This window comes from Maridesulfovibrio pacificus (SeqCode), assembly GCF_048612815.1.
GTDB classification, from domain to species: Bacteria; Desulfobacterota; Desulfovibrionia; order Desulfovibrionales; family Desulfovibrionaceae; genus Maridesulfovibrio; species Maridesulfovibrio pacificus.
Genome location: NZ_JBLZNE010000001.1, coordinates 1,594,100 through 1,618,937 on the forward strand (window position 1 = coordinate 1,594,100; position 24,838 = coordinate 1,618,937).

At 46.6% G+C, this 24,838-nt stretch carries 21 protein-coding genes; 7 read left to right on the plus strand and 14 right to left on the minus strand.

Features of this window, described 5'->3' with window-relative positions:
* Positions 1–46 precede the first annotated feature (46 nt).
* The 3 genes from ACNI23_RS07460 to ACNI23_RS07470 are packed head-to-tail and all read left to right on the plus strand — an operon-like array spanning position 47 to position 4,922.
* Complete coding sequence (locus ACNI23_RS07460) at positions 47–991, plus strand: phosphate/phosphite/phosphonate ABC transporter substrate-binding protein (protein WP_420247604.1); 945 nt, start codon at positions 47–49, stop codon at positions 989–991.
* 10 nt (positions 992–1,001) lie between these two features.
* Complete coding sequence (locus ACNI23_RS07465; RefSeq protein ID WP_420247606.1) at positions 1,002–2,930, plus strand: ATP-binding protein; 1,929 nt, start codon at positions 1,002–1,004, stop codon at positions 2,928–2,930.
* Between the two features lie 45 nt (positions 2,931–2,975).
* Positions 2,976–4,922 (plus strand): PEP/pyruvate-binding domain-containing protein, encoded by a 1,947-nt coding sequence (locus tag ACNI23_RS07470; protein ID WP_420247608.1) that lies wholly within the window; start codon positions 2,976–2,978, stop codon positions 4,920–4,922.
* 12 nt (positions 4,923–4,934) lie between these two features.
* Here ACNI23_RS07470 and ACNI23_RS07475 read toward each other — a convergent pair whose 3' ends face one another.
* From ACNI23_RS07475 to ACNI23_RS07510, 8 genes are all read right to left on the minus strand, one after another.
* A complete protein-coding gene (locus tag ACNI23_RS07475) occupies positions 4,935–5,678 on the minus strand; it encodes a tetratricopeptide repeat protein (RefSeq protein ID WP_420247611.1) in 744 nt (247 codons plus the stop codon).
* A gap of 76 nt (positions 5,679–5,754) precedes the next feature.
* Entirely contained in the window at positions 5,755–7,371 is a 1,617-nt protein-coding gene (locus tag ACNI23_RS07480) for a SpoIID/LytB domain-containing protein (RefSeq protein WP_420247612.1), read from the minus strand.
* Complete coding sequence (locus tag ACNI23_RS07485; RefSeq protein ID WP_420247614.1) at positions 7,361–9,751, minus strand: right-handed parallel beta-helix repeat-containing protein; 2,391 nt, start codon at positions 9,749–9,751, stop codon at positions 7,361–7,363. The genes ACNI23_RS07480 and ACNI23_RS07485 overlap by 11 nt, the downstream gene beginning before the upstream one ends.
* Before the next feature lie 2 nt (positions 9,752–9,753).
* Positions 9,754–11,928, minus strand: a complete 2,175-nt coding sequence (locus ACNI23_RS07490; RefSeq protein ID WP_420247617.1) for an AsmA family protein — start codon at positions 11,926–11,928, stop codon at positions 9,754–9,756.
* Positions 11,929–11,947: 19 nt separating this feature from the next.
* The gene (locus tag ACNI23_RS07495; RefSeq protein WP_420247619.1) at positions 11,948–12,919 is read right to left on the minus strand and encodes a TP0624 family protein; all 972 of its coding nucleotides are present in this window, start codon (positions 12,917–12,919) and stop codon (positions 11,948–11,950) included.
* A gap of 14 nt (positions 12,920–12,933) precedes the next feature.
* Positions 12,934–14,139, minus strand: coding sequence for an S-layer homology domain-containing protein (locus ACNI23_RS07500; RefSeq protein WP_420247621.1), 1,206 nt, complete (start codon positions 14,137–14,139; stop codon positions 12,934–12,936).
* An 18-nt stretch (positions 14,140–14,157) separates the two neighbouring features.
* Positions 14,158–15,264 (minus strand): hypothetical protein, encoded by a 1,107-nt coding sequence (locus tag ACNI23_RS07505; RefSeq protein WP_420247623.1) that lies wholly within the window; start codon positions 15,262–15,264, stop codon positions 14,158–14,160.
* A gap of 30 nt (positions 15,265–15,294) precedes the next feature.
* Complete coding sequence (locus ACNI23_RS07510; RefSeq protein WP_420247624.1) at positions 15,295–16,236, minus strand: hypothetical protein; 942 nt, start codon at positions 16,234–16,236, stop codon at positions 15,295–15,297.
* Between the two features lie 522 nt (positions 16,237–16,758).
* On the opposite strand from ACNI23_RS07510, the gene ACNI23_RS07515 reads away from it, so the two are divergent.
* Positions 16,759–17,229: a hypothetical protein gene (locus tag ACNI23_RS07515; RefSeq protein ID WP_420247626.1), complete on the plus strand. Its 471-nt coding sequence runs from the start codon at positions 16,759–16,761 to the stop codon at positions 17,227–17,229.
* A gap of 60 nt (positions 17,230–17,289) precedes the next feature.
* On the opposite strand, the gene ACNI23_RS07520 is transcribed toward ACNI23_RS07515, so the two are convergent.
* Together ACNI23_RS07520 and ACNI23_RS07525 are read right to left on the minus strand one after the other, a co-directional pair.
* Positions 17,290–17,781: a YajQ family cyclic di-GMP-binding protein gene (locus tag ACNI23_RS07520; RefSeq protein ID WP_420247628.1), complete on the minus strand. Its 492-nt coding sequence runs from the start codon at positions 17,779–17,781 to the stop codon at positions 17,290–17,292.
* A 94-nt stretch (positions 17,782–17,875) separates the two neighbouring features.
* Positions 17,876–18,205 carry an STAS domain-containing protein gene (locus ACNI23_RS07525; RefSeq protein WP_420247630.1) on the minus strand — a complete coding sequence of 110 codons (330 nt, stop codon included), beginning with the start codon at positions 18,203–18,205 and terminating at the stop codon, positions 17,876–17,878.
* 139 nt (positions 18,206–18,344) lie between these two features.
* On the opposite strand from ACNI23_RS07525, the gene ACNI23_RS07530 reads away from it, so the two are divergent.
* Positions 18,345–18,641: a YciI family protein gene (locus ACNI23_RS07530; protein ID WP_420247632.1), complete on the plus strand. Its 297-nt coding sequence runs from the start codon at positions 18,345–18,347 to the stop codon at positions 18,639–18,641.
* Between the two features lie 81 nt (positions 18,642–18,722).
* Here ACNI23_RS07530 and ACNI23_RS07535 read toward each other — a convergent pair whose 3' ends face one another.
* Positions 18,723–19,853, minus strand: a complete 1,131-nt coding sequence (locus ACNI23_RS07535) for a hypothetical protein (RefSeq protein ID WP_420247634.1) — start codon at positions 19,851–19,853, stop codon at positions 18,723–18,725.
* Between the two features lie 463 nt (positions 19,854–20,316).
* Here ACNI23_RS07535 and nhaB point away from each other — a divergent pair, with 463 nt between their 5' ends.
* Positions 20,317–21,939 carry a sodium/proton antiporter NhaB gene (gene nhaB, locus ACNI23_RS07540; RefSeq protein ID WP_420247636.1) on the plus strand — a complete coding sequence of 541 codons (1,623 nt, stop codon included), beginning with the start codon at positions 20,317–20,319 and terminating at the stop codon, positions 21,937–21,939.
* A 159-nt stretch (positions 21,940–22,098) separates the two neighbouring features.
* Entirely contained in the window at positions 22,099–22,497 is a 399-nt protein-coding gene (gene tsaA / locus ACNI23_RS07545) for a tRNA (N6-threonylcarbamoyladenosine(37)-N6)-methyltransferase TrmO (RefSeq protein ID WP_420247638.1), read from the plus strand.
* Positions 22,498–22,845: 348 nt separating this feature from the next.
* Here the strand turns inward: tsaA and infA are convergent, their stop codons facing one another.
* The 3 genes from infA to ilvC form a co-directional block, all read right to left on the minus strand.
* A complete protein-coding gene (gene infA / locus ACNI23_RS07550; RefSeq protein WP_015852266.1) occupies positions 22,846–23,064 on the minus strand; it encodes a translation initiation factor IF-1 in 219 nt (72 codons plus the stop codon).
* 185 nt (positions 23,065–23,249) lie between these two features.
* The gene (gene rbp / locus ACNI23_RS07555) at positions 23,250–23,516 is read right to left on the minus strand and encodes an RNA-binding regulator (protein ID WP_319780147.1); all 267 of its coding nucleotides are present in this window, start codon (positions 23,514–23,516) and stop codon (positions 23,250–23,252) included.
* A 284-nt stretch (positions 23,517–23,800) separates the two neighbouring features.
* Positions 23,801–24,790 carry a ketol-acid reductoisomerase gene (ilvC, locus tag ACNI23_RS07560; RefSeq protein WP_420247639.1) on the minus strand — a complete coding sequence of 330 codons (990 nt, stop codon included), beginning with the start codon at positions 24,788–24,790 and terminating at the stop codon, positions 23,801–23,803.
* Positions 24,791–24,838: the final 48 nt, after the last annotated feature.

The window sequence follows — 24,838 nt, forward strand, 5'->3', positions numbered from 1 at the left end:
ACAGAATTCTCACCGGGAAAGGCGTTCCTCTCTTGAGGGAGAATTCATGTTCAAGCTCAGATACACTCTCCCGGCAATCTTCCTGTTGGCTGGAGCGGCAATATACTTTTTCGGTTCACAGCCTGAAGAAAAAGTTGTGCGCGTGGACATGTCTATCCGTGAGGAAGTGCGCGTACCGGAACCACGTCCAGCCATAACCTATGCCTACCTGCCCCAGTATTCACACCGGGTTTCATATTTACGGCACAGTAAACTAATCGACTACCTATCCCGCGAGTCGGGTTTTACAATTCGTCAGGTATTCCCTGATACTTTCGAAGAACATCGCCGCATGGTCAAAGACGGCGAAATCGATATTTCCTTCTCCAACCCCATGACCTACGTAAGCATTGCCAAAAGCGGTGCACGGGCCTTTGCGCGAATCATCGAACCTTCCGGCAGCCCCACATTCAGGGGACAGATTATCACCCGCAAGGACAACCGGGCCATCACACGACTCAAAGACTGCATCGGAAAAACATGGATCGCCGTGGACCCTCTTTCCGCGGGCGGCTATCTTTTCCCATTGGGCCTGTTTCTAAAAAATGGAATCAAGGAATCTGATTTCAAAGAAATATCATTTGCCCCCGGACCGGGCGGTAAACAGGAAAAAGCGGTCCTCGCAGTCTACGCCGGTAAATACGATTTTGCATCCATCCGTGAAGGAACCCTCAACGTTGTTCGCGATAAAATTAACATCGATAAGATCAGGATAGTTGCGGAAACCGAACCTTTTCCGGGCTGGGTCTATGCCGCCCGCAAAGGCTTGTCTGAAAAAGTCGTCGATAAAATCAAATATTGCATGTTCCGTATGTCCATGGATGAACCGGAACAGGCCGCGATTCTATATCAGGCAGGAATGCGAGGAATAATTCCTGCTCAGGACAGCGATTACGATTCGGTAAGGAAGCTTACAGAAGAATTAGGACTGAACATTGATTACGGACAATAGGGAGGCCAAAATGATAGAAATTTTCTCCCGGCTTAAATTCCGGACTAAGATCAATTTAGGACTGACCTTAATTGTTGCTTTTACATCACTGATCATTGCAATTTTCGTCATCCGAATGTCCTCAGATGCACTAATTGAGCAATCCCGCAAACGTGGTGAAGTACTGGCCGGTAATCTGGCTATGCGTGCGGAAAACCCTTTGCTTTCAATAGATTTGCTGAACCTTGGTTCTATGGTTAACGAACTGAAAAAAGCTGACGATGAAATCGTTTACGCATTTATCATGGACGACCAGAACCGTGTGCTTGCAAATACCTTCAATGAAGGCTTTCCAATCCAGCTTAAGGATGCGAATAAAGGGGAAAATAACAAAATCAGCGTAGTCACCGTTGATACTGGCAAAAAGCGTATTTTCGACTTTGCCGCCCCTATTTTTCTCAGCGACAAAAAGCTTGGGACAGTCCGTATCGGCCTTTCGCGGAGCGGAATCCATGCCGTAGTCCAAAACCTTATTTTCGCCATTTTTGCCCTGACCGGAGCTGTACTTCTTCTTGCGGTACTCATCTCTACACAGTTTGCACGACATTTAACGTTCCGTCTCGGCTCACTGCAAAAACATGCGGAAGATATAGTTGCCACCCACCTCGGCCCCAGCCTGCGTAAAGAAGATTGCAAGGCAGTAAAATTCACAGACAGGTTTAAGCGAGCCATAACCCACACACCGAAAGGGGATGAAATTCAGGAATTGACTGACACTTTCGACGCAATGGGCATGAGTCTTGCCTGCCATATTGAAGACCTTCAGATAACTGAAGCAGACCTGACCAGACAGAAAGAACTGCTCAAAACCATCATCAATGTTTCACCTGATTTCGTTTCCCTGCTGGGTCCGCAACTGACCTATCTAGCTGTAAATAAAAGTTATGCTGAGCATCTGGGACATACAGAAGAAAAGATCATAGGTCTGACCGATCAGGAGCTCTATCCGAATGATATCGCCGCAGCGCGCATGGAAGAAGCCCGTATGGTTCTTGAAACCGGGCGCACTGTGAACAAAGAAACACGCGAACCGGAAACAGACGAATCTCCGGCCCGCTGGTTTCACACTATCCGTGTTCCGGTTCATGGTCAGAACAATAATATTATCGGCGTACTCTCCACTGCCCGTGAGATAACCGAGCTCAAAAATTATCAGGCGCAATTGATCCAATCCCAGAAGATGGAATCCATAGGCAAACTTGCCGGGGGTGTCGCTCATGAAATCAACACCCCGCTTGGGATCATCCTCGGCTATGCCCAACTGTTGCAAGAAGATTTCAAACCCGAGGACCAAATATCCAAGGATCTTGAGATCATAGAAAAACAGGCCCGGGTATGCCGTAAAATCGTTGCCGACCTGCTCGGATTTTCCCGCCAGAATGAAAGTGAAAAAATAACCATGTGCTTCAACAACTCCATTCTGGAGGTAGTGCAGTTGGTCAGCCATACTTTCAAACTGGAACAGGTAGAAATTTCCACTGATCTTGATGACCGTTTCCCCATAATCCACGGGGACCCCGAAAAGCTTAAACAGGTCTGGCTGAACCTGCTTTCCAATGCACTGGAAGCAATTGATGAGAAAGGACGCATCCACATCTCAACTAAGCTTGATACTGATTCCATGACCATCACCGCTGTCTTCGCTGACAGCGGGCATGGAGTTGAACTGAAGAATATAAATGCCATTTTCGACCCCTTCTACTCCACAAAACCTGTGGGCAAGGGTACAGGATTGGGCCTTTCCGTTTCTTTCGGGATTATTAAAGACCACGGCGGCACCATTAAAGCTGTCAGCCCGCTTCCGCGAGTATTGCGCCGCAGGCTGGAACTGCCCGAAAACACAGGTCCCGGCACTATGTTCGAAGTCACCCTGCCCCTTGATGAACTCTCTGAAGAGTAACTTAGGGTTTTATAAATACAACCACTTGTGATATGATTCACTACTATGAAATTCCGACACGTATTCAGCCATTGGACTTACGAGACGTTCCCACCCGGACGGTTGCTCAGACGCAGGTACAACTCTTTTAAAAAACTCATGGAGCTTGAGGAAGAGTGCCTTAAAGCCATCTCGCATATCGAAGATATCGGCTTCGGACAAACCGTCACCGACTGGGCCTACGTGGAAAAACAGGCCGCTGATCTGGGTATCAATATCCGAATCATGCTTGAGCATTTACAGGACATGAACCCTGTGCGCTTCATGGACATCATGGACTATTACAACAAGATCAATTTCTACGTACGCATGGCTGTAACCGTACCTGATCCTGAAATTTCAAAGCCATTTACCTTTCCCCTTGAAGATGCAATCGATTATGAATTCAAAGCCGGAGCCTGTGCCGCCGACCTCGCTAGGCTGAAGCAGGCAGGAGTGCCTGTTCTGGACGGCATGGTCATCGGTTCCGATGTTTACAATTATTTCATTGAAGCCAACAACCTGCGTATTGCCATTGATGAGATTCTGGAATCAGCGGTAACAACAGGAATTGCAGACCTGAATAGAATTTCCCGGACCATCATTGATCGCTTTATGCAGGGCGTAATGCCGGAAACAATTGCCACTGAAATTGAAATTGCCGCCCTTGAGACCTCGCGCGGAAGCGGCAATCTGAGCCTGACCGCATCATCCACTCCGGAAGGAAGCCTCTATGCCCTGCCCGAAAGCTGGTGCACCATCTCCCCTGTCCCGGTACAGGACATTGTTGAGGCATGGAAAAAAGCGGTTACCTGCAAATTTTCTGCTGAATCCATAAGAGCGCGTATTGAATCCGGTTATGCAGACCGAGAATGCCCTGCCTCGGTAGTCATTCAACCCATGAAAGACATCCATGATTCAGGGGTTATCGAAACCCTGCACGAATCATCCGATCTGCCGCCCAAAGACCGGGAAAGCGGTTGCTCTGCAATTTTCAGCCACAATTCCACAACACCTTTCCTGCTCTCCAGACGTGAAAAGCAGAGGATTATCTCTCGTCCTGAGAAATCCCCGCTATCCACCCACTCGGCAAAGACAATTGCTTCTCTGGGTAAAAATGCTGAAGAATTGTTCGATACTCCGCAAAAATGCTACTGGATCACGGACCTGCGAAACAGAGTCATGATCACATCGGCTCGTTCTTACCCATTTCAAGGGGAAAAAGAGACTGTACGCATCAAACAGGCCCTTTCTTACATCGCCAACTTGAATATTTCGCCGCGCAATACTGAAATGTTCCTGCCGGAAAAAAGCCGCTCCATGTATGATCTGGTGCGCTTTGCCAATGAAAAAGGCATTGAGGAAATGTTCTCTCTGGTCAGCAAAAAAGGTTTGGGAATTGATGGTGCAAAACATCTGAAGGCTCGCCAGCCTATTTCCGTAACTGTGCTTAACCTTGCGGACGGCCTGTTCAGTACGGCGGCCGGGAAGATGGATATTTCACCGGATGACATCAAATCCGCGCCCATGTGGGCTCTCTGGTTCGGGCTTGGTGCGGACCGCGCAGGTTGGGATGGAGACAACAGCATTGAAGGCTACGCCATTCTTTCAAGAACCTACATGAATATCACCCTGAAATCGGAAAAAGACCTGACCGAAGTGGATGCTGTCTGCGATCCCGATGCACAGGCCAACCACATCCATTTCCGTTTCAAAGGCGGCAGTGGAAGCCCGGCACAGCGTATTGCGCGAATCAGATTCATTAATACTACCTTGAAATCACAAGGATTTAAGACGAATCATCAAGGAGATATGATTGAAGCTAGATTTAAGGGAGGCAGTGAACCGGAAATTCAAAAATTGCTGGCAACGACAGGACATTTAATAGCCCACATAGGCACTCATTATCCGGTAGTTAAAGAAGGAGAAAATGCCGATCAGGTAGCGGCAAGATTTATTTCGGGACTGGGGTAATAGACTCTCGGCTCAGCTTTTGACCTGCGATTTCTTATGAATCTGGACCAAAAAGTGGACCAGTTTATCCTCAATTTCACGATCATCCACATATTCGATGATCATTTCCTTGGCTTCTTCAAGATCATACTCTTTAAGAAGCTCGCGCAAGCGCATACGCAACTGCGCTTTTTCACGCTTTATCTGCAAATCTTCCAGAATATCTGTAACGTAATCAAAATCTTTCTTGGCGAGGGCTTTACGAAAATTGGTCCGTACGAAATGAGAATAAAAACGGCCTGAAATACCGGAAAGAAGCGTACCCAGCCAGACACCTATAACCAGCGTTACAAGGTCGGCGGCCCTTTCCTTGGCAATGTTTATCCATTCGTAGAAGTCACGATCACGCAATAAGTCCTGTGTCTTGCGCATTTCAAGAACCATGCGCTTAGCCACAGGATTGTTTTTATTGATATCCAAAGCCTTACGGAACTGGGCCTCAGCCAGTTCCAAATCACCCATCTTAAAATAAGCCCGCCCGAGCAGGCTGTAAAGCCAGTCCGAGCGGGGGTGATTCTTCAAACTTTGTTCAAGGCTGGAAACCGCAAGCTCATAATCACCGCGGTCAATCAATTCCTGCCCCATCCTTCCACATGAAACTTCTGATTCAAGGGAAGCCTGTGAAACCGTATCTGCACGACATTCAATGATGCCTATCATCACGGTCAGGGTTAAAATAACGCATATCAGCCAGATAATTCTCTCTGTTCTGTTCATTAAGGGCCTTTATCTACCAAAGTAACCGTAAATAAATTCATTTTACGAAACAACATCTCAGACCAAAACTTCAGCATTACCAAAGCTGCTTGATGCTGCTACCCGGATAGTAAAATTTCAAAATGTGATCGTATTTCTTGGTTTTACCCAATTCCGCAGCTCCCCACTGCGAATATCCTACACCATGCCCCCAACCACGGCCTTTGAATGTATAATAATCTCCCGTCTTGTCAATCTTCAGGAGAATATCAGGCAACTTCAACACACGTGAGCTTCCGAGGGTCGTCCGTGTCCGCAGATCCCGATGCCCTGATTTGTACTGGATACGAACTTTGACAATCCTGCCGGAAGGCCCATTTTCAAGGGCTTTTATGGACCGGATACCGGGAACCGAAATACCGATTTTCTTCAGCTTGGCTTCAATATCCTTCCTACTGTATTTCTTGGTCCATGAAGCCATCTTACCCTTTAAGCTTGCCGAGTCTTTCTGAGCAATAAGGTAATCCTTACCTGCACCGAATATAGCCTTGGCATCGGCGGTAAAACCACCGCTGTTAGCCGTATACTGGGAAAGGATCGGTTTCTCCTTGTAAAGCATAACCTGACCGCTGGTCTGTTTCACCGCCTTGTCAGTGCGCTTATCCTCGCGATCCACCCCAGCGTACATCTGATCATAGGTGTCGGCGTAAACATCATAAAACAAGTGGGTACGATGCTTCTTCTGGTAGTAGGCATAAGTCCTTGCTGCGACGGCCTGAGCTTTCAAGGTCTCGGCAGGCCATGAAGCGTAGGATTCCGCCGGAACCACTGAGCGCAAATAATCTTCTATCTCGATAAGATTAAGGACCAGCAATTTACCCTTGCGGATACTGACATCGATAATTCCGCGCACCTTCTTGGTTTCTGAGCCGTAACTGACTTTAAGTGAGCCGTTGGACTTAAACTTAATCCTCGTAGCGCTGACCACTTTGCCGTCAAGAGTCAGCTTATTACCGGAAATACCAACCTTATATTTCCGTCCGCAGCCCAGTTCATCAGTACAAATTTTATCCTTGCCCGTTCCGGTGGTAACGATCATGGACGTAACCTTGCGGCTTAAACACACGCGCAGTGTCGGCTCCTTGCCGATCTTGGAAGGTATTTTCTCACCGGGCTTAACCTCAGTTTTTTGGTCCGGTTTCTGATCAACTTTCTGTTCCTGCTTAACCTGCATGGAAGAGATCACAGCCTCGGCCTGATACTTAAATTTACCATTGGGAAAATAACGCAAATACTGCCTGAACACGGAATTAGCCCGGTCATATCTGTTCATCTGGTAATAGAGAAATCCTAGGCGATAAAGAGCGGTATCAGCATAATCCGGGTAGTTACGGCCAACCATGCGATAAACGTCAGCAGCCTTTTCCGGGGCATCAAGAAATGTGGATAGCACCATAGCCTTACCGAACATTGCATTGACTCTGGTTTTAGCCACCGGGGAATAGTCTACAGCTGTATCGTATTGTTCAAGGGCCTCAAAATACTTTCCGATATCAATCAGATAGCTGGCGTAATTAATATGCCACTGGGCCTGAGCCTGATCTTCCAGTTCAATCGGAGAATACTTGCGGGCTTGAGCAGTTATCGGAATCAAAAGCATCAAAAGCAGAACCGGAAGAAAAACATTATGAAGCATACTAAATTTATTTTTCATCATTTTTATCCTTATTTTTATCTTCTCTTGCTTTCTCTTCATCAGTATCGATCGGTACGGACTCAGTCGGAACCGCAAGATGATCAAGATAATCCTTCATATAAAGCAAGTTGCTGTCCGCCGGACTGAGCTGCAACGCCTTATCCAAGACCTGCCTTGCCTGCTTGATATCACCCTTATTCAGCAGGTAACGCACATTGAGCTGGTGCAACCGGACATCATACGGAAACTTTGAAATACCTTCATCCAAAATTTCAGATAAGGCCACATCATCACCCAGAGCCAGTAGGGTGTAGGAAAGATAAAGGTAAATATCACGGTCATCCTTCATCTTAACCGCCTGAATCAAAGCCTGATAAGCATCGCCGTAATGCTGACTGTGAAAGGCATTCACACCTAACGCCTTGAGTTCGGCAAATTTTTTCTCACGCAATTCCGGAGTAATTTCCTTGTCGTCAATAAGCACGACCCTGCGCCCATGCGGATACGGTGCATCGAGGATTGATTTTACAAGAATATCACCCGCCAGCTTCAATTTCTCAACCGAAGCCGAACCGAAATAATTATCGCTGACCACAAGCTTACCTGCGGCTACAATATTGCGCTCATTATCAAAAATATTATTATCCTTGATCTCAACACTTCCGCCTTTGAAATCAATTCCCTGCGTGCAATTGGTTATACTTGAGCGGACAACGGAACCGTTCCCGGCACTGAGAACCAGCCCCTTCCATACTCCGGATATACGTAATCCCTTGAAATCATAATGACCTGTTTCAGTCACGGCCACTGCATATTCGCCCCCACCGAATGAAGAGGAGCGGATTTCAGTATATCCGCCAGCAGAAGTAACGGCCTTGCTAAACCCGTTGAATTCACACTGGGAGAACAACGCCTTACCACCGGACATAACTTTTATGCCCACAGTGGAATTGGATTCCAAACGTACCGGGGCACTGATTTCACCTATGGATTCAAGTTCGCCGAAGACATCAATCCGGCCCTTGTTTTCAAAACGTATCTTCGTACCGGACTGAAGGGTAAATTTAGAGCCTTCAGAAACCGTCACCGGAAATCCGATACGGTAATTGCCCTTGACCAAAACCCCGCTCAATTCACCGAAAAGCTCACGCTCATCAAACTGAGGCATGATAACCTTATGAATTCCATTTAAAGGAGAGAGATTTCCGGCTTTATCTTTTATGCGAACCCGATAGAACACAGCTGTTCCCTGCTTCACATCAGTATCAACAAATTCAGGAGTCCGGGTCCGGGCGATAGTTTCAAATTCACCAACCGGATCATTTCCCTTTTCTACTACAAATTCTTCAAGATCGGCTGCAGATGGTACCAACCAATTAAGTTTAACACCGTCGCGCCCGGTCTGAAATTGTATTGTCTCCAGAACCGGCGGAAGCACGCCATCAAGGGAGATAAGCGAACCGGATTCAATCCAAAGCCTATCCACACCATTCGCCTTACGCATTTTAACCATCACAGGCTCATTAGCTGCTTTATCGCCCTCAGCAACAACATAAAAACCTTCATAAACACCCTGTGAAATCTGTGGCAGCGGTATGTTTTTCTTGAAATCCCCAATACTGAAAGAACACTTCAATCCCGGCTCGGCATCAACGCGTACCGCCACCCTCTGCCCAACGCCGAAAAGCAGATTATCCACGTTGGTATCAACTGCGATAACCTCTGGAAGCTTAGGCCCCTTGGGACAATCCGGCAGTACTTGCGCCATATTCCATGCCCAATCATACACAACCATACGCATCTGCCGTCTGATAGGATCGGAAAAGACTTCCTCAACAATAGTTCCGGCAAGACCAATCACTCCGGTAGGAACGGAAATTCTGCGTTTCGAGGCACTGTCCCGCCACTTACCAACCAGAGTCCCGGCTGCGTTATACATCATAACTTCAGCGTCCAGCTGGAATAAATCAAAAGCCAAAGCCTTGATCATGTCCGCGCTGTAAATATCAGTCTTGACGATGCCATCCGCATTAAGAAGCTTGCAAAGATCCACATCACTCATCTTACGCCAGCCGTCATCTCGCCCCAGTTCAGCAAGAGTGTTATCCACCACATCCTTCTGCAAGGGCATGAAGCCCTTACCGGCCAGCTGATTAGTGATTGCCGCACGTGCAATATCCGCAACAAACAAACGATCATCATCAAGCACAAGAACGGATTTATGTTCTGTAGAGTTCTCAGCATGTTTGATGTATTCAGCAGGCAACACCGCGATTTTATACGGAATAGCCTCTTCCTCTGTATACTGAACGGCTTGAGTGCTCTTCTTGGCAAAACAACCGCCCAGCAAAATTGCTGCCAGCAGCAGAAATATTAGAGAACTGTGCTTGTTAATCATGGCTATGACTTCAACTTCCTGTCTATGTTAAAGGAATTGACCGTACCGAGAACGGAACGAACCTTCCCCTCCAGCTGCAAATGCTTGTCTGCAATAGAATACGCCCCCCCGCCCCAAGCCTGCAATTGCCGCCCGCTAAGGTTAAAAGAATTAATCAGCAGCTTCTTTCCGCTCAAAGCCGCACGCATCCGGGCTGTGGAAAAATTAAGCCCCTCCCCGCCTTCAGGATTAAAAGAGACCGCATCCAGCAAATCGAGGAAGAATCCCAGCCGAGGATCAAGGTTGGCAAGGTTGAAAATATGCAAATCATCAATCTTTGCAGATGCCTCCCCGCGAACGGATTGAACCAGCTCTTCAGCATCGCCGCCCTGCATGAACAGATTAGCGTTAAGATAGATTTTACCGCGCAGGGAAACGGAAAGATCCTTTGCAAAACAGGCAATCAGGCTGGGCAGGCTGGTGCCGCGTCCCTTTACATTACATTGTGCTGCAAGTTGATCCTTGGCCAGCACAACATCTGCGTTCAAATTAAGATGAAAAAGTTTACCACTGGCTTTAAGCAAGGCACGTTCGTTACCGGAATGGACAAATATAGAAACATCGCTGAAAGGCCAGTCATTATAGTAAAAACGACGAATGGCAGCCTTGCCGCTGATATCCCGACCCAGCAATGCTTCAAAATTAAATTTATCTTTTACTTTAGCCACATCAGATTCGGTATCCCCATCATCCTTTTCAGGAATGCGGACACTCAAAGATTTTAACTGCGCCTCATAGCCGGTCAGATGATTGCGAGGGGTATTAAAATAACCGGAAGCTGAAATTTGTGTTTCCTTGTGGCTCAACTGAGTATCAAAAACGGTCCGCAAAGGATTTTTTTTTTCAGCCTCGCAAGTGATTATGTAGTCAAAAAGTGTGAAATCGAGGGCCTCAGCCTTGAATTGGACCTGCTTCATATCAATGGGGAACGCCAATGATGCCTGTGCATTGAAAGTTCCTCCGGATGCGGAAGCAACAGTAAAACTGCGCACGGAAACAACGGGCTTGCCGTCCTTAAGCTCAACATCAGCATCTATCTCGGAAATGCTCAGTTCCTGCTTTTTGCCATCCAAAGATTCCAGAACCAGCACCAAATCCTTGGCACTTACTGTCATCTTACCGGACAAACCCTTGTTCGCGACACTAGAAGGAGGTGTGTGCAGTGCAAGAGACTTAAAAATTAAGGTACCTTTCGGCTTGATGGACTTCAATTTGGCTGACTCACACAGAGAACGAGTGGCATTACGTCCCCGTTCACTTTTCCGGGCCATTGCATAAAGTTCTCCGGCATCAACCTGAGCTTCATCGAGCGTAACCTGAAATGTTCCTCCCTGCCCCATTTGCAAGGACAGGCCTTTGCCGCTGGTGGAATCAAGTATCAGTCCCCCGGCCTTGATATCCATACTTCCTGCAGCACTATCCATACTGAAATCAAGATCTGTAGTTTCAAACCTTCCGGCCTCGGCCAGCTCTGGAATGGTAGAATTGGCCATATAACCGAATCCGGTCAAAAAGCCCAAAAAGGCTGCCGGATCAATTGAGCATTCCGTAGCTTGAAGATTTAGTTTCAGCGGAGAGGTGGAAACCATATCCAGACGCCCGGAAAACTTAAATCCAAGCTCGGCAATGGAAGCACTGCGCACATTAAAGACAAAGCCGCTGCTTTCCTTTTCCACACTGGCAGAGACAGTAAGAGGCTCGGTCTGATAACTGTTAGTCAGCTGCAACTTGCCGGAAACAACATCAATTTTATCAGGGAAGAGAGAAGGCAGTTCAAGCGCACCGGAAGAAGCATCTCCCCCTTTTCGATGAGCCTGAGCCATCACGTCCGGGTCCTGAAGGACCACATGACGCAGTTTAATCTCACCGCTGAGCAGGCTGGGGATATCGGGAAAAATTTCCAATTGCGGAATACGGACTGTATCCATACCGCTCTGAACACGCAGGTTGGTAACCCGCAGGGAAGGAAGGGGGGAGTAACGGAGTTCGATATCCTCCATTACCACCCCCATATTAGTCATATCTGAAAGCAACTTCTGTGCGGCATCCACAAAGTGAATCCTGACCAGCACCATGGAACCGACCATAATCACGGCCGCAATAATTCCGCCAATGAGGAGTCCCTTCTTGTGCATCATCACAGATACCGCCTTTTTATTACTTAAGAACGAATACTACCCTTGCCTGTGCCAGCAGGTTGTACTTCTGGTCATAGGCAAATACGGTAGAAGCATCTTCAACGCTGACCACAGCATCAGTTACATTTTGTACGGTCTTGCCTTTAAGCACCATGGGAGACTTGCTGCCCCATGATTCAAGCAAAGCACGGGCTTTTTGCAGGTCAGTGGTATAACCGCCGCAGCCTCTTTCGATCAGGACCTGATTAAGGACCTTGGAAGGATCAAAAAGAACTTCATTCTTTTCAGTCAGGATGCGGTTAACCAGCGCAGGCTTGAAATCAAAGTCACGCACGTCAACGATTATGCCATCAACCGGGGTAGCCACAGCTTCCTGAATTTTCTCAGAAGCAGGTTCAGTTGTCTGTACTGGAGCCTCAGCAGGTACTTCCACCTTTTCAACAACTTCACTAGGAGCTTCTACCTTTGCAACTACTTCTTCTTTCTTATCTTCCACCGCAGGAGCTACGATTTCCGGAAGAGTTTCAGGTTTGAAAGCAGGAATCTCACGAATCTTTAGTTCCTTAGGTTCCTTTAAAATAATTTCATCAAAAGCACTGTATACAGAGTCATGACCGTGCAGGTTCAAGCGCAGGCAGACTCTGGCATAACCCTCGGTGCGATCAAAAGATTCGCCACAGGGAACAGCACCGCGCAAGGTACCGTCAACAGTAGTCTTTACCTTTTCACTTGCAAGCATTCCATCACGGACAGTTGTTTGACCGCTCAGGCGTAATCCCTGAAAGATTTCAAGCATTCTTCTCTGAGCAACCACTTCGGCAGCGCGTTTGGCCCGATAACGGCTCTGTCCCGCCTCGGACTCACCTATTACCTGAATGTACCCTTTCTGGAATACTTCATCCGGATTAACAACCTCGACAATCTTTTCTCCGGCTACAGCGGAGCCTGCAAAAAGCACTACCGCTGTCAGGGCTAGCAATATTTTTTTCACGTTATCCTCCACTGTTAGTAAATATTCATTATGTTACGCAAACGCATCAGAGAAAGAATGAGATCCGCACCATCCATATTGGCATCAGGACGGAAAGCGCCAGACAGGTCGGTTTCCATCAGATTACGGTTAACCACGGTAACAATGGCGTTGTACCATGCGTCAGTGGACTCCACATCAGGATAGAGAGACTTTTTCTGACCCATATGCTGAGTAGACATGGAATCATCACCGGTCAGCTTGATAAGCACATCTTCCAGTACAAAAGCCAATTCCTTGCGGGTCATAGGCTTCTTGGGATGAAAAAGATAAGCACGGGTCTGCTCATCATAAGTGGGTTCGAGCCCCCGGACATGCCACTTAAGCACAGTCATAATTTCAGGCTCAAACATATGCCCTACGACATCGGCGGGAGTGAACTCGGCTTTTTTATCATCACCGGGAACAGGAATTCGTCCGGCAAAAAGTCTGTCCAGATGGAGCTCATCCACCAGCAGTGCGGCAACGTCAGCCCGGTCAACTTCTTCCTTAACCGCGATCTGCTTGGCAACGTCAGTCAGAGTATAATTGCTCATGGCCCGCAGAATCTTCTGGGCGCGATTGTAAAGTAGATTTGCTTTATCGTGCCACTTGCCCGGAGAAGCGGAAAGAACAACGCCGAGAACATCTTCGGCCTTACGGAATTCTCCACCCTTGAAATAGGCTTCACCCATGAAATAATGCGCTGCTTCAGTATGGCGGTAGTAAGGAAGGTCCTCTTCAACCACGTACTTAAGCATCAGCTTGGCATCGGCATAGAGGTCTTCAGCCCTCTGCAACCACCCGCGAGTGGCGATATGGCTGTAAACCCGAATACCGGTCACGTAGACACTGAATTTCTGGGACCTGTCGCGCCTTGCCTCACGCACAGCCTTATCAAACTGGTCAATGGCCCTTTCAGCATCGACGGCACTGTATTCTACATCGCTTTCAGCCTCGGCACGCATTGCGTAAACCAGAGCCTTACCTGCAATGGCAGGTGCATATTCATCGTCAAGGACTACAGCCCGCTCAAAACGGACAAACGCCTTATCAGGCATACCCTGGTCTATCAGTTCCATCCCCATCAGATAATGATGGGCCGGGTTGTCCTCAATAGACATGGGTTTTACTTTTTTTCCGCATCCCGCAAGGGAGAGAATCAAAAGCAGGCCCGTGAGAAATATTAAATATTTTTTCATCCGGTTATCCTCCATGCATTAGAATCCTTCAGGATTCTGCCAACGGAATTTTAAATTCCTACCATCCATTTTACTCTGGAATTTCTCCACCCCTACATTCTGCAATGCGGTGGAAACGCGCTTAAGCAAGGTTTCGGCACGCAAAGTAGACCAATAGGTCACTTCCATATTCATACCGTTCTGGCGCTTTACTTCCTTACGCACAAATCCGGGCACATCCTCAAGAGCTGTACCGATATGGGAAAGCTCGGGAAAACCAAGGAAAGTCAATGTGTAGCGAAAGCCCTTACCTCGATCCAACTCAGACTCCATGTGCTCAAGCAACTCACGCGCAATCCGTACCGAAGCCCAGTAAGCTTCAGGTTCAGCGGCTTCAACAGCCCGACTATATACTTCAGCAGGTTTACCGGAAAGGCTCACATATTTTTCAATAGGCCTGCGCACTTCACCGACCTTGAGTCCGTCAGAAATTCTAACGCAGGTCAAATGCATTACAGGATTGGCATCCCTCGGCAACTCAAGATCGACAGTAACAACGTAATCAGCCTTAAGCAGCCTGTTGAACTTGGCAGCCTTTTTAAGATTCATGGAACCTTCAATCTCGCCGTACTTGGCGCGGGACATGGGCCAGTCGATCACTTCAAACTGGAATTTGTTCCCGAAAGTACGCGAAACAGCATGTACAAGTTCTTTCATTGACTGGGGCGGAACGGAATTGAATCCGGCCCCGGAACCGAAAATGAGCAATCTCGGCAGGCCGGACATTTTTTGCAGAATGGCAAGGGTGGTGTAGTCGGAATACATGAGCTTACTGTCGACAACAGCATCAATAGTAATGACGTACCCGTCATCAGTAGCCCCTTCCCTCAACACCTTATACGAAGAGATATACCCTTTTGAGTGGCTGGCTATTTCGTCACGGACCAATACCCCGGATTCTACAAGAGACTCAGAGGCTAAAGCCGTACCGATCTGCATTTCAACAGCAGTGCGCAGAGCAGAATTGAGCGCCTGATGACGATCAACCCCCTCACCGGTGGCCTCCACAGCAAATGCTGTGGAGGCAGCCAGTAATATTGCAAGCGAAATGGCAACCACTTGAGAGTACAGTTTTGCTAAGGACATACAGACCTCATCTTTTTGCGGCAGAAGAACCTACCATTCACTGTTACTCTGCTTTCTACGCTGCTTAACGCGGTGCTGCTTAACGATCTTCACTTCATTACCGGAAATGTAGACACGGCCCTTCATGTTCAGTTTTCTGAGCATGCGAACCATGTTGCGCTTCAGGTGTGCGGAATCAATGGAAGACTTGTACCACAATTCGTGATGGGAAGAAGTATTCAGAGCATTGCTCTTAGGACGATGGCTATCGTAACCGGTGAAGATAGTGATGTAATCTTCAACGTCGAGCATATCATCATCGCTGAAACCATCAAAAACAAGAGTCCATTCGAGAAGACGTCCACCGGAACCGATACCGGAACCACCGCCGGATCCGGATCCGGTACCGCCGCCATCGGAAACGCTGCCGCCTTCGGGATGATACTGGTCAAGACGATCCGCAAGTACAGCGCCTACGTCTGAACCGATAATTTTGGACATCTTACCGACTGCTTCGAGCACATCGTTACGGCTGTAAGGTCTGGGAACAAGCTGGTACTGCTGGGGTTCGGCCTCAAAATTCCCCATTCTGGAACCATCCCATACGGACAGGAGTCTTCCTTCTACACGAGCGGTAACCCTGACGCTGTTCTGGTTACTCTTGGCATTGGGGTAAATACTGAAAATACAAAGGACATCAATACCGGCATCCTTAGCGATTTGGATAAGCTCGGCATCATTGCGTCTTGTGCGGCCCTGAACATGGGTCATATGGGTCAAGGCTGTTTCGTCTTTAACATCGAAACCAAGATTGACCATCTCGTTGGAAATCGCGTTAAGTACCCGTTTAAAAACTCTTGAACTGCGGGGAACTGTATCTGGATCAACATCCTCGCCGACAATCATAACCCTCGGAAGATCAGTAGCCAAAGCCATGGAAGGCGCCACCAAAAAGCAGACTATGGCAATGAGAAGCAGTATTGGTTTCCTCATGTCACTCTCCTTGAAAATGTATGGTTACATCATTTTGCCCGATTCCCGATGTCCGGACAGCATCTATAAAACAAATCCTCAACCCTTATCCCGACTTCGGAAATGGTTGAACCTGCCTAAGTTAAGACAACTATAATTAGTAAATATATTATATTACACGACTTATGCAACATAATTTAAATTTACCATTCCCGTTGCATACACACACGACTTTATTTCTAAAATAACCCTGAAATATTGAAAGAAACACATCAACGAGTCAAACCACTAAAAACTACTCGCATTACCAAATAATTTTCTTATATCTTTTAAGGGCCCCTCTTGCCGATACGGTCAGGCTACATTGTGTATATTGAAAAACACCCTGTTTTATGTATACCACATATAAACGATCTTTATCCACGTTTTTTATATTGAAAACATTGGTTGGCAAAAGCGAGGGGAAAAAGAGATCCCGATTCCCCACATACTTAGTATAAAAAGAATTCTGGTTAACAACCTCAAAAATGAAGGCTTTTCTTAATGAGACCCAAAAAGACGAATACAGCGACTAAAACTTGGGAGATGATGCAGTGCTCCCGCGAAGCACTTGGTGCAACCTGCATGCAGAAAATATTCTCAAGAGGTCAAAGCCAAATCAACCGTTACTGTTCATCACCACAACACGAAGACCACCAACGCAATCCACTGGACAGGCTTCATCTGCTATTCAGTAAACTTGAAGAAGAAGGAGAAAAGGAGCTTGTTATCGCCGCGCTCAACCACCTCTGCGGCTCAATCGGGTACAGAGTCAAAGAACAGCAGGTGATCATTCCCGACAAAGCGACCGTGGAAGAAGAATGCCTTGATGACTATCCGGAAAAAGTTGAATTGGACAGATTGATCGCCATCAATGCCGCTCCGGAACTTGTCCGAAGACAGGGTGAACACACCTGTCGGGAAATAATGGAAACAGTGACCAGTTACGAGGAACACTGTAAAAAGAAGGGATAAGAAAAACCCCGTCCTGAAATTGATTCAGGACGGGGTTAAAATTCAAACGAAGTTCTTTTACTAATTCTTCATATTCACAAACTGAAAAGGCATATCGAGATCCGAATCTCTGACCAGAGAAATAACGGCCTGCAGGTCATCCAGTTTTTTGCCGGTAACGCGGACCTGATCATCCTGAATAGCTGCCTGCACTTTCATTTTACTGGCTTTGATAAGTTTTACGATCTTTTTAGCTGTATCCTTATCGATCCCTTCCTTCAATTTAATTTCCTGCTTGAGCTGAGCACTTGAAGTAGGCTCCACTTTACCGAACTCAAGAGATCTGGGATCAACCTTACGTCTGGTGAAATGAGTGATCATCATATCCTTAACGGCCTTGATTTTCATTTCATCGCCGGTAACGAGGCTGATGGTATTTGTCTTTTTATTCAGATCAATCTCAGTATTCACCCCGCGAAAATCGTAACGGGTATCAATTTCTTTAAGTACGTTGTTTACAGCGTTATCAACTTCCTGTGCGTCGATCTGGCTGACAATATCAAAAGATGGCATTGTATATCCTCCATATAAAGATAAATAGCTGTTTGAAGTCGCCCGTAATCTAACAATCGGCAAGACATAGTCAAGTCCTGCGTGCCCATGAGGATTAAGATTTCAAGGCTTCACCAACTGATGGGTATATGTTAAAAATGGTATTAAGCTTAGTGAGCTTGAATATCTGCTCCACTTTTGAATGCAGTCCGGCAATCAAAAGACGTCCGTCTTTAGGCATGCAATTCGTAATAGGAATCAATCCGGCAAGACCGCAGGAATCCATAAAGAGTACGGCAGAAAGATCAAGCACAACGTTCCTGTCTCCTTTATTAACCAAAGAAGACACATGCTCCAGTAATTCGGAAGAATTAGTTGCATCAACCCTGCTTTCACCAACATGCAGAATGACAAAGTCCCCGACCCTTTCATGAGACAAAATCATAATCTGCTCCTTACCAATTTATATAGTTAGCCTGTATTCCATTGCTGTATACAAAAAGACCTGTCAATTCGAAACATTACAATGTACTACAACACCAACTAACAATATTTAGCATTCCAAGCCGGAGAGGGCAACAGCTATGTATATTCTGAATCTAAACTACATTAAGCCATTAGAAAATATTGATGCATTACTGGAAGAGCACATCAAATTCCTGGAAAAGCATTATGAAAATGGAACTTTTATCGCTTCCGGGCGTAAAGTTCCACGCACCGGAGGAATCATTCTCGCCAGAAACATTGATCTGGAGCAACTTGAAAAGACCATTAATGAAGATCCCTTCAAACGCGAAGGAGTTGCTGAATACGAAATTATTGAATTCATCCCTACAATAATGGCAGATGGGTATGAAATTTTAAAAGATACTTCAGAGTAATATCCAACCTTTTCCGCCAGAAACAACTTTTCAATATATCCCCATCCTCCCGGAGCTTCTTAGCAAAATTTTAATTTTGTACTATTTTAATGAATTAATTCTATTTGTGAGCTTTCGAAATTCATTTTTCATTTCAAGATTCTGAAACACAACCAGATCAGGAGTTTGCAATTCAGAAATGCGATCCAGCATGGCATTGGCATCCTGCATAAGGGTAATCAGGCTGTGCGCCCCTTGAACCGTCTCAAAGGTATTCAGAGCTACCTCATATTCATGAGAAATACCGGATTTTGCATCCGCAACACGTTTTTTATTCCTACGCAGGTAGTCATCATACATCTTAGCTGTTCTAACTGTCAGCCCCTGTGCTGCAAGATTAGTCTTGTATATGCCCCGATATTTAGCAGGTTCACTATTGATTTTTTCTACAGTCCTCTGAATTAACCCTTCCTGCTTCTTAATTATCTCCGCTATACGGACCAGATAAACATCATCGATTCTCTGTTCATAATTATCATAAAGATTAAGCAGAATACGCAGAAGCAAGGTATGCATGCCATAATACCGCTTGGCCATTTCAATGTTCTCATTTGCTTCAGCTGTAAGACGCTGTAATTCCGTAGTGATCAACTTAACATTATTAAATACGGAAACAAGGCGCACGTCATCATCACCGGTGACGCTATAAACAAGTGTTTCCACCTGTTCCCGGTCAACTTTCATACCGATACCCTGCATCTCGCTAAGCAACTGATCAATCAAGCCTTCAATACGCTTATCATTTTCTTCCTCACGTATTTCAAGCTCCCGAATCTTTGCATCAATGGAATCAGCATCTTTTTTCCAGACTTCCCACTTCTTAACTTTCTTAGGGGCAGCAAGGCGCTCGGTCTTAAGCTCAGCCACCTGTTCTCGACAATACCGCGAGTCCTCTTGTAATTTTCGGATGGCAACCTTGGATTCCGACATACCGGAAATCCCCAGAACCTCGATACATTCATCCAACAAATCATTAATTTTACTATCTACACTATCCTTATCAGCTTCCAGAGGGTTCCAGGAAGAATCAGGCACATTGGAGCGCAGATCCAACTCCGACACGGCATCAGAAAGCAAGGGATGAACCTCGCCCCAGACATCCTCAAGCGAGGAAGCTTGGGCAGAAGAGCCAAAACAAAAAAACAACGCAATCAAACAACAAAAAAATCTCACCAGTCTCCACCTCTAAATACAAATACTGAATAGTTCGAAGCATAAACATAACACCTTACAAAAGCAGGTGTCATGTATTAAATGCAAAACTTAAACGCATCATTATAAGACGCCAAACAACAACTTAACCTTTTCATTTCAATAAAATGTGAATTTTTTCCCATTTATAAACTAAAAATCATATAATACTATGATTTACCCCTTCACGTCTGGACATAACCTCAACAGAGGCATATAAAATCCGCCGAAGGATAGTGGATTACATCCACCTCGTCATACTGATACCTGCGACACCGCCTCTGGACCATCGCCAGAAACAGGCCCTCCGGCAGTGCCCTATCCCCGGTTTAAAGCTGCACGCAATTCCCGCGAGCCATCTCAATCACACTACAAATACGAGATATGCCGGGACTCTTACTTCAGTATTTATTGTTTTACAGATCTAAGCGAATGGAGAGAAGCTATGACCCAATCATTGGCAAAAACTTTTGTGAATACCTTTCTGGGGCATGCCCCGATGTGGTACAAACTGGCTATTCTGGCCTTCCTGATCATTAACCCCATAATCATGGCCACCGTAGGACCTTTCGTAGCGGGCTGGGTTCTTATTGCGGAATTTATTTTCACCCTGACAATGGCTCTTAAATGCTATCCCCTTCCTGCTGGCGGCTTGCTGGCAATGGAAGCAGTTCTCATCGGACTGACCACTCCTGAAACCATCTATCACGAAGCTCATCACAACTTTGAAGTAATTCTGCTGTTGATCTTCATGGTAGCTGGTATCTATTTTATGAAGGACTTCCTACAGTTCACCTTCACCCGCATTCTGGTCAACGTCCGCTCCAAGAAGCTGATCTCCCTATTGTTCTGCTTTGCCGGAGCCTTCCTTTCCGCATTCCTTGATGCGCTGACCGTTACCGCCGTTATCATGGCTGTTGCGCTGGGCTTTTACAGTGTTTACCATAAATACGTTTCCAGTGGTGCTGACGCAGGGTCTCACAACCTTGATTCCGATCTGCACCTCAAAGAAAAGAACCGTGAGGAACTCAAAGAATTCCGAGGCTTCCTGCGTAACCTGATGATGCATGGCGCAGTAGGTACAGCTCTCGGCGGTGTGTGCACCCTAGTCGGTGAACCCCAGAACCTGCTCATCGGTCACGAAATGGGCTGGCACTTCATCCCATTTGCTGTAAACGTAGCGCCCGTAACCATGCCTGTATTTGTAATCGGCTTGCTCACCTGTCTCCTGACAGAACAGTTCAAGATCTGCGGCTACGGCTACAGCCTTCCGGGCAACATACGCTCCTTCCTTTTTGAAGAAGCCATGCGTCAGGAAGAAAAACAGGGACAGGCAGGTAAGGTTAAACTTATCATTCAGGCACTGATCGGTGTCTGGCTGATTCTTGCACTGGCTTTCCACCTGGCTGCGGTTGGTATTGTAGGCCTCTCAATTATTGTACTTCTGACCGCCTTCACCGGTGTCATCGAAGAAGGCCGCATCGGCCCGGCATTTGAAGAAGCCCTGCCCTTCACCGCTCTGCTTGTTGTATTCTTCGCTGTAGTTGCCGTTATCCACTCTCAGGAGCTTTTCAAGCCGATTATCTCATACGTACTGAGCATGCAGGGTCAAGCGCAGCTTATGGCCTATTACGTGGCAAATGGAGTCCTCTCAGCTATCTCTGATAACGTATTTGTTGCAACAGTCTACATCTCCGAAACCAAAATGCATTTCGTACACGTACTTGATGCGATCCCCGGTATCGGCATGAGCGGACAGGAGCTGATGGCAAAACTGACCGATCCCCACGCGGTACGCGCGGATATCATCGCAACACTGCCTCAGGCAGCAGGTGCACAGGTTCAGGCAGCTATGCACCAGTTCGACAAACTCGCTGTTGCAATCAACACCGGAACCAACATTCCGTCCGTTGCAACACCGAACGGACAGGCTGCATTCCTCTTTCTGCTGACCAGTGCACTGGCCCCTGTCATCAGGCTTTCCTATGGCAGAATGGTCTTGCTGGCACTGCCCTACACCATCACCATGTCCATCACCGGACTGCTGGCTGTAGACTGGTTCCTGTAAGCCATACACAATAAATAACCACAAAAAAGCGGGTAACCTGATGATTCAGGTTACCCGCTTTTCTTTTGTCTCTCTCTGGACATTGAAAAATAAAAAAACTACCTTCTACATGAAAATCGAAATCAACTACAGTTCTAAAAGACGCACCGGAGACTATTTATGGACACGACTCTTGAAATCATCGGTTATTTACGATCAGACATAAAAACACGCGAGAATGCCCCTAAGCAAGGCTGCGAGGGCGGAATTGAAGCTACAGTTGAAATAAACGAAAAATACAGGGATGCACTGGATGGATTGGAAGCAGGATCTGAGATATTGCTCTTCACATGGCTCCACAAAGCAGACAGGAGCTACCAAAAGGTTCATCCGCGTGGCGATGAATCACGTCCAAAACGGGGCGTATTCTCGACCCGCTCCCCGGACAGACCCAATCCTATCGGCCTGCATCCGGTGACCATCACCGCCATTAACGGCTGTAAAATAAAAGTCCGTCCTATGGAAGCCATAGACGGAACACCGCTGGTCGATATCAAAATAGACCAGCGTAAAAAATAGGACATACCTCCATGCCGGCAGAGACTAAATTCTTAGCACCCACCATCGCAGCAGCCACTAAATTCATCGATATGAATTTTGTATAAAATAAATCAAATCTATTTCAAGGATGACCACCATCGCAGCAGCCATGAAATTCATCGATATGAATTTAATATAAAATAAATCTAATTTATTTTAAGGATGACCACCATCCCAGCAGCCATGAAATTCATTGAGATGAATTTTGTATATAATAAATCAAATATATTTTAAGGATGACCACCATCCCACGGGGTCGGTTACAGAAGGACCGACCCCGCATGGGGTATTCCATCGATACAGGTATCGTGAAATCTCGGGTAGTTACTACCGGGGACGGTAAGTAATTCTGCCGCGAGTGAGATCGTAAGGAGAGAGCTCAACTGTAACTTTATCACCGGGCATAACTCTGATGCGGAATTTACGCATTTTGCCGGAGATGTGAGCCAGAACCTCATGACCATTTTCGAGCTCTACGCGAAACATAGCGTTAGGGAGAGCTTCTTCTACAATACCATTAACTGCAATGCCTTCTTCTTTAGCCAAAACTTTTCCTCTTACTATTATTAGTTATCATAAAAAAAGCCCGCATACGCAACTGCGACAGCGGGCTTATTTTTCGATTTTCCCGGATACGGGAATATCAAGACTGTCTTTAGGTACAAAATGGTTCCAGCGAGAATTACATATTCTCACCAGCCCAAAGGGGCTTTATACCAATTCGCAACAAATTACCAGCGTCTGGGACGTGGTTCGCGGGGACGAGCTTCGTTTACTTTCAGATTACGTCCGCCAAAGTCAGTACCATCAAGATTTTCAATAGCCTGAATAGCGCCTTCATCTTCCATTTCAACAAAACCGAATCCGCGGGGGCGGCCAGTTTCACGGTCATTGATGAGTTTAACGGAAATAACTTCACCAAACTCTTCAAAAGCGGCCCTTACATCTTCCTCAGAGGAATTCCAAGGCAGATTACCCACGTAAATGTTCTTCGACATCTCAAAAAACTCCATAAAACGTTAAGACTTAAAACAACCCAGACAGCCGGCTCGAATCAAAATTCGTCACCACACTTTGCTACAGGCCAGAATTACGCCTCTAACCCATAAACCATTCAACTAAATACCCATACAGACAATCCACGATATTCGGCTGAAATCCGGTATCCTATTTAGCCCCATACCTCAGCAAGGATAAAAAAGCAACAGGCCTGCGTAAAAAAAGTATATAAATTATACTTTTTTCACGCAGGCCATAAACTATCGAAAAAAAGAGTAACTACTTACTTCTTAAGCCAGCTCATCATTTTACGGAGTTTGCCACCGACCTGTTCGATCTGATGTTCTTTACCGATGCGACGCATAGCAGAGAAGTGAGCCTTACCGGTCATGTTCTCAGCGATAAATTCACGTGCGAATTCACCCTGCTGGATTTCTTTAAGGATCTTTTTCATCTCTTCACGGCTCTTATCGTTGATAACGCGGGGGCCGCGAGTCAAGTCACCGTACTCAGCAGTATCGGAGATGGAATCACGCATCTTGGCGAGGCCACCTTCATAAATGAGGTCGATGATCAGCTTGCACTCGTGCAGGCACTCAAAGTATGCGATTTCAGGCTGGTAACCGGCTTCAACAAGAGTTTCGAACCCAGCTTTGATCAGCTCGGAAAGACCACCGCAGAGAACAGCCTGCTCACCGAAAAGGTCAGTTTCTGTTTCTTCGCGGAAGGTGGTCTGCAGAACGCCGGAACGGGTTGCGCCGATACCTTTTGCGTAAGCAAGTGCGATATCAAAAGCTTTACCGGAAGCATCCTGATCGACTGCGATGATTGCAGGAACAGCTCCGCCTTCAGTGTAGGTGCGGCGTACGAGATGGCCGGGTCCTTTGGGAGCAGCCATGATTACGTCAACGTCAGCGGGGGGAGCAATCTGTTCGAAATGAATGTTGAAACCGTGACCGAAAGCAAGAACGTCGCCGGACTTAAGGTTGGGGGCGATGTCATTTTTGTAGACTTCAGCCTGAACCTGGTCGGGCAGAAGAATCATGATCAGATCAGCCTGAGCAGCAGCTTCAGCAGCGCTGACAGGTTCAAAGCCGTGTTCCTTGGCAAGCTCATAGTTGGCGCCGCCGGGACGCTGACCTACAATAACTTTAACACCGGAATCACGAAGGTTCTGTGCGTGGGCGTGGCCCTGGCTACCGTAACCGATGATGGCAACTGTCTTATCTTTAAGCAGATTCAGATCAGCATCATTTTCATAATAAACTTTCATTGCTTTCTCCTGATTTTTCTCTTTAATTCGGACACGAAACTCGCGAAT

Excerpts from the sequence above, each read along its gene's own strand:
- ACNI23_RS07460 (WP_420247604.1), top strand. The coding sequence starts at position 47 with ATGTTCAAGCTCAGATACACTCTCCCGGCAATCTTCCTGTTGGCTGGA.
- ACNI23_RS07465 (WP_420247606.1), top strand. The coding sequence starts at position 1,002 with ATGATAGAAATTTTCTCCCGGCTTAAATTCCGGACTAAGATCAATTTA.
- ACNI23_RS07470 (WP_420247608.1), top strand. The coding sequence starts at position 2,976 with ATGAAATTCCGACACGTATTCAGCCATTGGACTTACGAGACGTTCCCA.
- ACNI23_RS07475 (WP_420247611.1), bottom strand. The coding sequence starts at position 5,678 with ATGAACAGAACAGAGAGAATTATCTGGCTGATATGCGTTATTTTAACC.
- ACNI23_RS07480 (WP_420247612.1), bottom strand. The coding sequence starts at position 7,371 with ATGAAAAATAAATTTAGTATGCTTCATAATGTTTTTCTTCCGGTTCTG.
- ACNI23_RS07485 (WP_420247614.1), bottom strand. The coding sequence starts at position 9,751 with ATGATTAACAAGCACAGTTCTCTAATATTTCTGCTGCTGGCAGCAATT.
- ACNI23_RS07490 (WP_420247617.1), bottom strand. The coding sequence starts at position 11,928 with ATGATGCACAAGAAGGGACTCCTCATTGGCGGAATTATTGCGGCCGTG.
- ACNI23_RS07500 (WP_420247621.1), bottom strand. The coding sequence starts at position 14,139 with ATGAAAAAATATTTAATATTTCTCACGGGCCTGCTTTTGATTCTCTCC.
- ACNI23_RS07505 (WP_420247623.1), bottom strand. The coding sequence starts at position 15,264 with ATGTCCTTAGCAAAACTGTACTCTCAAGTGGTTGCCATTTCGCTTGCA.
- ACNI23_RS07510 (WP_420247624.1), bottom strand. The coding sequence starts at position 16,236 with ATGAGGAAACCAATACTGCTTCTCATTGCCATAGTCTGCTTTTTGGTG.
- ACNI23_RS07515 (WP_420247626.1), top strand. The coding sequence starts at position 16,759 with ATGAGACCCAAAAAGACGAATACAGCGACTAAAACTTGGGAGATGATG.
- ACNI23_RS07520 (WP_420247628.1), bottom strand. The coding sequence starts at position 17,781 with ATGCCATCTTTTGATATTGTCAGCCAGATCGACGCACAGGAAGTTGAT.
- ACNI23_RS07525 (WP_420247630.1), bottom strand. The coding sequence starts at position 18,205 with ATGATTTTGTCTCATGAAAGGGTCGGGGACTTTGTCATTCTGCATGTT.
- ACNI23_RS07530 (WP_420247632.1), top strand. The coding sequence starts at position 18,345 with ATGTATATTCTGAATCTAAACTACATTAAGCCATTAGAAAATATTGAT.
- nhaB (WP_420247636.1), top strand. The coding sequence starts at position 20,317 with ATGACCCAATCATTGGCAAAAACTTTTGTGAATACCTTTCTGGGGCAT.
- tsaA (WP_420247638.1), top strand. The coding sequence starts at position 22,099 with ATGGACACGACTCTTGAAATCATCGGTTATTTACGATCAGACATAAAA.
- rbp (WP_319780147.1), bottom strand. The coding sequence starts at position 23,516 with ATGTCGAAGAACATTTACGTGGGTAATCTGCCTTGGAATTCCTCTGAG.
- ilvC (WP_420247639.1), bottom strand. The coding sequence starts at position 24,790 with ATGAAAGTTTATTATGAAAATGATGCTGATCTGAATCTGCTTAAAGAT.